The following is an 8,204-nucleotide window of genomic DNA, read 5'->3' as shown; positions in this document are numbered from 1 at the left end:
GCCCCACACCAAGCCGCCGCCGCTCCGCCAGCCGCCGCCGCCCAGCAAGCGGTTGCTCAGCAGGCAGCCGCTCAGCAAGCTGCGGCGGAGCAGGCGGCTACGGATCAGGGTGCGGTTCAGCAAGCTGCGGCGGCTGAGCACGCGTCTGCCCAGCAGGCCGCGGCGGAGCAGGCTGCCGCCCAGCGAGCGGCTGCGGATCAGGGTGCGGCTCAGCAGGCCGCGGCGGCTGAGCTCGCGGCCGCCCAACAAGCGGCCGCTCAACAGGCTGCGGCCGAGCAGGCTGCCGCCCAGCAGGTTGCGGCGGAGCAGGCGGCTGCTCAGCAGGGCGCGGCGGAGCAGGTTGCGGGACAGCAACTGACCGCGCAGCAACTGGCCGCGCAGCAGGCCGCGGCTCAGCAGGCCCTCGCGCAGCAGGGTGCTGCCGAGCAGGCTGCGGCGGAGTTGCCGACGGATGCCTCGGTCGAGCCTCCGCATGTCAACCCGCTCGTCACGTCCGACTTCGACTGGGAGTCGGCGGTCAATCCCGTCCTCGGCGCGATCCCGTCGTCCAGCGATGGGGGCGGTGGTTCTGGACGGTCCGACGCCTACTCGGCTGCCCCCGTCCTGCCCGGCCAGCCTCCTGCGCCCGACCAGGCGGCACACCCGGGCCAGACCGGGCACCCGAGCCCGACCGGGCATCCAGGCCAGACCGGGCACCCGGGCCAGCAGGGGCTGCATGGTCAGGCGGGTGCGCCTGCTCAGATCCCGGCCGACGACCTCGTCCGCAAGAACCAGCACGGCGATCCGCTGGCGCGCCGCATGGGACGCGGTGTTCGCAAGGCGGTCGGCGGCGGGGCGCGCGAGGCCAGGGAGCTGGCGGCGTTCGCCGACCTGATGCAGCGGTCGGTGCCGAGTTCCCGGCAGATCGCGGTCGCCAGCGTGCGCGGCGGCGCGGGCAAGACGACGATGGCGGCGCTGGTGGCCACCGAGCTGGCGCGGCACCGCGCCGACCGGGTGCTGGCGGCCGACGCCGACGCCGAGCTCGGGTCGCTGCCGCTGCGGCTGGGTGTCCGCTCGCAGCTTTCGCTGTTCGACCTGGTCGCGCAGGGCCCGCACTCGTTCGAGGATGCGGCGCGGTTCCTGACGCGCACTCCCGAGGGGCTGTTCGTCCTGTCGTCCACGCGCGGCGGTCGCATCGCGGGCGAGTTCACGCTGGAGACGTTCCAGAACGCGCTCAGCCTGGTCAGCCGGTACGTGGCCGCCACGGTCGTCGACTGCGGCGCGGGCATCCTCACCGAGCTGAACCGCGGCGTGATCGCCGGTTCGCACGGGCTCGTGCTGGTGACGCCCGGCACGGTCGACGGCGCCCTCAGCGCGCGTGGGGCGCTGGAGTGGTTCGCCACCAACAACCAGCAGGCGCTGCTGCCCCGGACGGTCATCGCGATGGTGTCGCACGCCCCGCAGGTCGGCGCCGACCTCGAACGGGCGCACCAGATGCTGACCGCCTGGGGCCTGCCCGTGGTCGCCGTCCCCTACGACCGGCACCTGGCCACCGGCAGCTCCCTGGACATGACCAGGATCTCCGCCGCCGCCCGGGTCGCGGTGACCCGGGTCGTGCACGAGGTGTTCTCGCGCTCGCTCACCGCTGGGGTGACCCGATGAGCAGTGACCTGGTCGCGCTCGTGCGCCGCCGTCCCGACGTGCACGCCGTCGCCGACGGCATGATCGCCATGGGCGAGGAGTTGGAGCTGCGCGGCGGCGAGCCGGAGCCGACCCGGCTGTACGACCCCGGGGGCCGGCTGCTCGTCTCGATCGAGGACGCGGTCCAGGTGTCGGTGCAGGGCGAGATCGGACGGCTGCTCGGCGCCGACTTCGCCGCCAGGGTCGTCGCGCCCGTCTGGTGGGTCGACGTCCGCGCCGTCGCCGACGTGCCCGAGGCGCTGCGGGTGGCGCGCAAGTTCGCCGACTCGCTCGTCCACTGGCTCGGCGGGACGGTCTACCCGGACGGGGCCAGCGACGCCCCGGCCCGCAGCTGGAAGGCGGGCGACCAGGGCGGTGGCCCCGCGAGCGGGCCGGGTGCGTCCAGTCCGGGCGGGTCGGGTGCGTCCAGTCCGGGCGGGTCGGGCGAGGGCGGTGTGGGCACCGGTGGTGGCGCGTTCGGCGGGGTGGACGGCGCCTCGTATCAGGGCGGAATCATCGGCGGCTGACCCCGTTCGCAGGCCCGGCCGGGAAACAATTCACCCCGCTTGATGAATGATTTATCGGGCGGGCTGGTAAAGGTATGCCACGTTCCAGCGCACTCGATTGGACGGCCATTCCCGCGTCCTGGAGTCAAGGCCAATCACGGGTGAGGTCCAGGCCCCACGGGACGAGGTTCCAGGGGCTGCGCGGGTCGGTGGCCAACTGCCCGATCAGGCGCTCGTACTCCGCCTGCGCCCGCCCGCCGCCGCCGGACCAGAGCAGGCGGCCCTGGAGGTAGCAGGTCGCCATGTCGCGCCAGGACGAGTAGCGCCGCTGGATGTCGAGCGCCAGCGGGAGCATCCGCTCCCAGCAGTACTCCTCGGTCAGCCAGCCCACCATGTGGCCCCACCGGTAGAGCATCAGCGCGCGGCCGTAGTCCCAGATCAGGAACCGGCCGGTGTTGGCGCGCAGCTCCGGGTCGACGAGGGCGTTCAGGCGGTGCAGTTCCTCGGCCGCGTGGTCGCGGTCGTTGAAGAGCCGGTGCAGGAACTGGGCGAGCTCGGCGCCCTGCTCGCTGGCGTCGGCGCCGGGCTCGTCGCGCAGCAGCGGCGGGACGAGCCGGGCGTAGGCGTCGCCCTCGTCCCCGTAGCGGACGCGCACCAGCTCGATCAGCAGCTCGACGAACGGCGGTTCGAGCCGGTCGGTGGCGATGAGGCCGTCGACCTCGCTCAGCAGCGCCGCGTACTCCCGCTGTTCGGCGGGGGTGCGGGCGGCGAGCGCGGCGTCCTGGGCGAAGTCGGCGCGGTGCCCGTCCTGGACGAGCCAGTTCACGGCGGCGAGGAGCTGTTCGAGGTCGTAGGCGCCCCACGGCTCGTGGAGCAGCTCCTGCGCGGTGCGGCGGTCGGCGGTCCCGGCGGTCCCGGTCGCGGCGCCGAGCCGGTCGAGGCGGAAGCCGTTGATGGCGCCGTAGGGGGCGCCCGCGCCGATGATCCAGCGCTGCACCGGGGTCAGGCCGCCGTCGTGGGCGAGGATGCCGGGCACGTCGGGCGCGGAGATCAGCTCCCACAGCACCCGCTGGAACTCGGCGGCCTGCCGCTCCTCGCTGATGAAGAACCCGGCGAGCTGCGTGCGGAGGGAGGGGTGGCGGACGCACAGGCGCCGGAAGAACCGTCCGTTCTTCCACACCAGGTGCTCGGGGCGCAGCTCGCCGAACGGGACGCGGGCGCGGCGGTGGACCATGGCCCGCTCGGTGAACCGCAGCTCCAGGTCGGGCCACAGGGCGGGCAGCGGCGTGAAGCGCAGCAGCAGGATGTAGCCGAGGACGAGGGTGAGCAGCGTCGCCCCGGGCGCGAGGGCCCAGCGCGCCTCGTCCTGCATGCCGGTGAGCGACAGGAGCGCGCCGGCCAGCAGCAGGACGACGCCGCCGACGCCGAAGGACACGAACCAGCCGGCCGTCAGGACGAGCGAGCCGTCGATCCGCAGGACCGCCTCGTCGCCGTCGAATTCGAGCATCCCCTCCGAGAGGGTTCCCTCGACGGCCCGCTCAAGCGCGTCGAGCTGGCCCGCCTGTTCCATGGCAGGACGGTACCTCATCCCTTACCGGGAGATCATCAGCTAGTTGCGGCCTATGTCGCGGCCAAGGGGGCCAATCCCGGTTTGTGCTGCTCGTTCCGTCCGGTGCCGCGGAAAAGGGGGTGCGGCTCAGCCGGATTGAAGGTGCTGCATCAGCAGGCTGTGCCGCTGCCAGCCGTCCGGGGACCGGCCGTCGCCGAGCGGGAAGAGCGTCAGCGGGGTGCGCGGCGGGCCGACCTGCTGGCCGGGGATGCCGTTCGGCCCGGGCACGGTGCCCGCGACGGCCAGCGCGACCGGGGCGGGCGCGCCCGTCCAGCGGGGCTCGGTGGTGAGGTCGGCCCGGCCAGGGGTGAGCTGGACGAACAGGGACGCGACCGGCTGGTCGGCGGCCAGCGCGCCGACGAGGGACGGCAGGTGCCGCAGCGGCGGCGGGTCCTCGGCGGCGTAGCCGACCGTGACGGTGGTGACCTCGGCGAGGCCGCCGCCCTCGATGGTGGTGTAGTCGCCGATGGCCTGGGCGGGGCGCGGACCGTCGCCGGCGACGATGAGCCGGGCGGTGGAGCGTCCGCGCGCGTACTCGGTGAGCCGGTCGCTGCGCCAAGGGTGTTCGAGCGGCTCGGTGGGGCCGAGCCCGGCGGGCGGCTTACCCGTCAGAAGTTGCAAGAGGCGCTCAACCGGGCCGCCGATGTCGCCCCGGGTGCCGTGCCTGATGCGGTAGACGAGGGTGAGCTGCGAACCGATCGGGCCGGTGGGACGGGTGGTGAACCCGGGGGCGTAGTCGCGCGCCTCGGGGACGGGGACGAACGTCGCGCCGCTCCACTTCAGCGGCCGTCCGGTCAGGCCCTCGTAGTAGCCGTCGCCGTTGCGGACGACCCACTGGACATCGGCCCCGGCCGCCGCCGTGCGCAGCGGCAGGGAGAGCCGGGAGTTCAGGGGGGTGACGAGTTGCAGGGTGCGGCCGCTTCCGGCGCATTCCCCGACGACCTTGGCCAGCCAGGCGCTCAGCGGGACCACCGGCCGATCCTGTAGCACGACCATGGCCTGGTCGGTCAGTGCGTCTACGGTGCTCGTGCTCATCCTCACCCGAGTCTAGTGGCCCCCGGTCCGCGATCCGGGGCGCGGCCCGGACGCGATCCGGAGGCCGGCGGGGGCGTGGTCCGGGGCGCGGATCCCCTGCCTGGGCGACTTTGCCGTGGCGCGCGTGACCGATGTCCAAACTGTGCTGAAATGTTACGGATGCAGCGAGCCGTCGCGCCGTCTCCGGTGTATTTCGCGGACACCGCCGCCCCCCAGCCGCCGGGACCGCCGGCGAGGGGGCGTGTCTGGCGCGTCCTCGGCTGGGTGTCGATCGCGATGTCGGTGGTCCTGGTGGCGGGCAGCCTCACCGCGTACGGGTTCTGGCGGCGGCTCGACGGCCAGATCGACCGCGAGAACGTGGACGGCAAGCTCGGCGACAACCGTCCCGCCAAGCTGAACAACGCGATGAACATCCTGGTGATGGGCTCCGACAGCCGGGCGGGCGAGAACTCCCGCTACGGCACGGAGGCAGGCCAGCGCTCGGACACCACGATCCTGCTGCACCTGTCGCCCGGCGGCGAGCACGCCATCGGCATCAGCTTCCCCCGCGACTCGATGGTGAGCATCCCGTCCTGCAAGAAGCCGGGCGGCGGCTCCACCCCGCCGCAGTTCGCGATGATCAACACGGCGTTCTCCAACGGCGGCCCGGCCTGCACCTGGAAGACCATCGAGGCCCTCACCAAGGTCCGCATCGACCACTTCGTCGAGGTGGACTTCGCCGGCTTCAAGCGGGTCGTGGACGCGCTGGACGGCGTCGAGATCTGCGTGCCGAGGCGCATCGACGACCCCAAGGCCGAGCTGCACCTGAAGGCGGGGCGCCAGGTCGTCCACGGCGACCAGGCCCTCGGCTACGTCCGCACCCGCTACGTGCTCGGCGACGGCTCGGACCTCGACCGGATCAAGCGGCAGCAGGCGTTCATGGCCTCGGTCGTCCGGAAGGCCACCGACAAGGGGATGCTCACCGATCCGGGACGGACCTACTCCTTCCTCTCCGCCGCCACCAAGTCCATCAAGGCCGACGACCGGTTCACGCTGTCGGTGATGCAGAAGCTCGCGGGCGGCCTGCGGGGGATGAGCGCGGGCAAGGTCCGTTTCGTGACCGTCCCGGTGCAGCCGTTCCCGCAGGACAAGAACCGCGTCCAGTTCAACCAGGCGCAGGCCGAGCCGCTGTTCAACGCCATCCGCGAGGACAACGCACCGCCCGAGCCGGCGCCGGCGCCCGTCCCGGCTCAGGGGAACGGTGCGCGGCCCGTCCCGCCCGCCCAGGTCAAGGTCGCCGTCTACAACGCGACCAGGGCGAAGGGGCTCGGGCAGCGGACGGCCGAGCAGCTCACCGAGCGCGGGTTCCAGGTCGTGAAGGTCGGCACCCGCAAGGCGTCGTCGTCCGCCCGCACCCAGATCCTGTACGGGCCGGGCGCCGAGCGGCAGGCGGCGCGCCTGGCGATAGCGATACCCGGGCATCCGCCGCGCGCCTGGGCGCCTGGCAAGCCCGGCTACGTCTACCTGCTCATCGGCAAGGACGGCGCGGCCCTGCGCGGCGTGAACAAGGCGGTGCCGAAGGTGGCCGGAGAGATCCGCGCTGACCAGGACCTTTGCGGCCAGAGCTGAGCGGATGCGGCGTTTCCCGAAAGCCCGTTACAACCCACCGGTATCTTGGCGACGCGCAACCACCAACCAGAGTAAAGCGTCCCATCTAGGACGAGATAACTGAACGCGACCGCTCAACTCCCTGCCCAGAGGAGCCGGCCCCCGCAACGGGCTCTGCCGGGCGAGCCTCCCGTCTGGAACCCGACCGCATGCCTCCCGAACCCTTCAGCTTGCTGATGACCGTCTACGACGGTGACCGGGAGGAGTATGTCCGGGACGCCTTCCGCAGCGCGGTGTGCGATCAGACGCTCCGTCCCGACCAGGTGGTCCTGGTCCAGGACGGGCCGGTCGGGCCCGCGCTGGCGGCGTGCCTGGACGGGCTGGTCGCCTCCAGCCCGGTCGAGGTGACGCTCGTCCGGCTGGAGCGCAACGGCGGCCTCGGGCCCGCGCTGGACGCCGGGCTCCAGGCCGCCCGCCACGACATCGTCGCCCGGATGGACGCCGACGACGTGGCCATGCCGCACCGCTTCCAGGCGCAGGTGCCGCTCGTCCGCGCGGGCGCGGACCTGGTGGGCGCGGGCCTGCTGGAGTTCGGCGCCGACACCACCGACATCGTGGGGCGGCGCACCCCGCCGAGCGACCCCGCCGACATCGCGCGCTACTCGCGCCTGCACGACCCGTTCAACCATCCGACGGTGGTGTACCGGCGCAGCGCGGTGATCGCCGCGGGCGGCTACGGCGACCTGCCGCTGATGGAGGACTACTGGCTGTTCGTCCGGATGATCGCGGGCGGCGCGCGGATGGTCAACGTCGCCGAGCCGCTCGTCTACTACCGGGTCGGCGACGGCGCCTACGAGCGGCGCGGCGGCCGCGCGCTGCTGCGCTCGGAACTGCGGCTCCAGCGCGAGATGCGCCGCGAGGGCTTCATCACGGGCCCGCAGTACTGGCGCAACGTGGTCGTGCGGGGCGGCTACCGCTTCGTCCCCACCGCGATCCGGCGCCCCTTCTACCGGCGGATCGTCGCGCCGTACGGCGCGCGCCGCAACCGCTCGCGCTCTGGCACAGTCCCGGCGGACGACCCGGATCCGACGGCCGAGAAAGACCCGTACGTCCCCCGGCACGCCCGCCCAGAGCCCTACATTCCCCGCGATCTCTAAGGTCCGTCGCCGCCCAGGGGCCGCGGATGGCGAGTCGGCAGGCGACGTTCCTCAGGGGACGGGCCTGGTCCAGAGGACGGGCTGGTCCGCGCGCGCGTCGGTGCTGCGGCCCACGCCGAGGAGCGAGCCCTTGAACGCCGCGAGCCCGCTGATCTGCTGGTCGCCGCCTCCGCCGAGGCCCGTCCCGCCCGGCGTCGAGGAACGCCAGGACGCGCCGTCCGGCGAGGTCCACGACACCACATCCGTGCCCGTCGAGCCGGTCGACGTCGTCCCGGTGGCCGCGAAGCCCTTCGGGGTGGCGGCCAGCGCGGTCACGATGAACTTCTCGGCGCCGCCGGGTGCGGGGACCTGCCGCCACGTCTTGCCGGCGTCGGACGAGACGTAGCCGATCCAGACCAGCCCCTTGGGGGTCGCCCCGATACCGGCGGCGGCCAGCACGTTGCCGCGCACCGCGACGTGGGTCAGGTGGCCCTCGGTGATCCCGGCACCGGGCAGCGGCAGTACCTGGAGCGTCCACTTCCCGCCGTCGGACGACGCCCACACCGCGGGATGGTTGCCCTTGGCGTCGCGGCTGCCGCCGATGGCCACGTACCCGAACGAGCCACCGACCACGTCCAGCATCCAGCGCCCCGCCCCGCTCCGGCTCTCCAG

8 protein-coding genes are annotated in these 8,204 nt (G+C 73.2%); 4 read left to right on the top strand and 4 right to left on the bottom strand.

All coding sequences use genetic code 11. The features are described from left to right. The coding region (locus E1298_RS40360; protein ID WP_207945128.1) for a hypothetical protein at positions 1-474 on the bottom strand (474 nt) is incomplete at its 3' end. Here E1298_RS40360 and E1298_RS40355 point away from each other — a divergent pair. Then, positions 442-1,641, top strand: a complete 1,200-nt coding sequence (locus E1298_RS40355; RefSeq protein ID WP_243726129.1) for a nucleotide-binding protein — start codon at positions 442-444, stop codon at positions 1,639-1,641. The genes E1298_RS40360 and E1298_RS40355 overlap by 33 nt on opposite strands. Continuing rightward, positions 1,638-2,186, top strand: a complete 549-nt coding sequence (locus E1298_RS40350; RefSeq protein ID WP_207945127.1) for a hypothetical protein — start codon at positions 1,638-1,640, stop codon at positions 2,184-2,186. The genes E1298_RS40355 and E1298_RS40350 overlap by 4 nt, the downstream gene beginning before the upstream one ends. A gap of 124 nt (positions 2,187-2,310) precedes the next feature. Here E1298_RS40350 and E1298_RS40345 read toward each other — a convergent pair whose 3' ends face one another. Then, on the bottom strand, positions 2,311-3,735 hold the full coding sequence (locus tag E1298_RS40345) for a DUF1266 domain-containing protein (RefSeq protein WP_131902659.1): 1,425 nt from the start codon (positions 3,733-3,735) through the stop codon (positions 2,311-2,313). 126 nt (positions 3,736-3,861) lie between these two features. Beyond that, positions 3,862-4,809, bottom strand: coding sequence for a DUF6177 family protein (locus tag E1298_RS40340; protein WP_243726128.1), 948 nt, complete (start codon positions 4,807-4,809; stop codon positions 3,862-3,864). Positions 4,810-4,968: 159 nt separating this feature from the next. Between E1298_RS40340 and E1298_RS40335 the strand changes: the two genes are divergently transcribed. Next, complete coding sequence (locus tag E1298_RS40335; RefSeq protein WP_131902658.1) at positions 4,969-6,417, top strand: LCP family protein; 1,449 nt, start codon at positions 4,969-4,971, stop codon at positions 6,415-6,417. 188 nt (positions 6,418-6,605) lie between these two features. Then, positions 6,606-7,553 (top strand): glycosyltransferase, encoded by a 948-nt coding sequence (locus E1298_RS40330; RefSeq protein WP_131902657.1) that lies wholly within the window; start codon positions 6,606-6,608, stop codon positions 7,551-7,553. Between the two features lie 51 nt (positions 7,554-7,604). Here the strand turns inward: E1298_RS40330 and E1298_RS48810 are convergent. Then, positions 7,605-8,204 (bottom strand): beta propeller repeat protein (locus E1298_RS48810; RefSeq protein WP_207945126.1); only part of this gene is annotated, 600 nt, incomplete at its 5' end.

This window comes from Actinomadura rubrisoli (assembly GCF_004349215.1).
GTDB lineage: Bacteria > Actinomycetota > Actinomycetes > Streptosporangiales > Streptosporangiaceae > Spirillospora > Spirillospora rubrisoli.
This window is presented reverse-complemented; position numbering and strand designations above follow the sequence as displayed.

Bases quoted from the DNA above. Each gene is read 5' to 3' on its own strand.
- E1298_RS40350 (WP_207945127.1), top strand. From the start codon at position 1,638: ATGAGCAGTGACCTGGTCGCGCTCGTGCGCCGCCGTCCCGACGTGCAC.
- E1298_RS40340 (WP_243726128.1), bottom strand. From the start codon at position 4,809: ATGAGCACGAGCACCGTAGACGCACTGACCGACCAGGCCATGGTCGTG.
- E1298_RS40335 (WP_131902658.1), top strand. From the start codon at position 4,969: ATGCAGCGAGCCGTCGCGCCGTCTCCGGTGTATTTCGCGGACACCGCC.
- E1298_RS40345 (WP_131902659.1), bottom strand. From the start codon at position 3,735: ATGGAACAGGCGGGCCAGCTCGACGCGCTTGAGCGGGCCGTCGAGGGA.
- E1298_RS40330 (WP_131902657.1), top strand. From the start codon at position 6,606: ATGCCTCCCGAACCCTTCAGCTTGCTGATGACCGTCTACGACGGTGAC.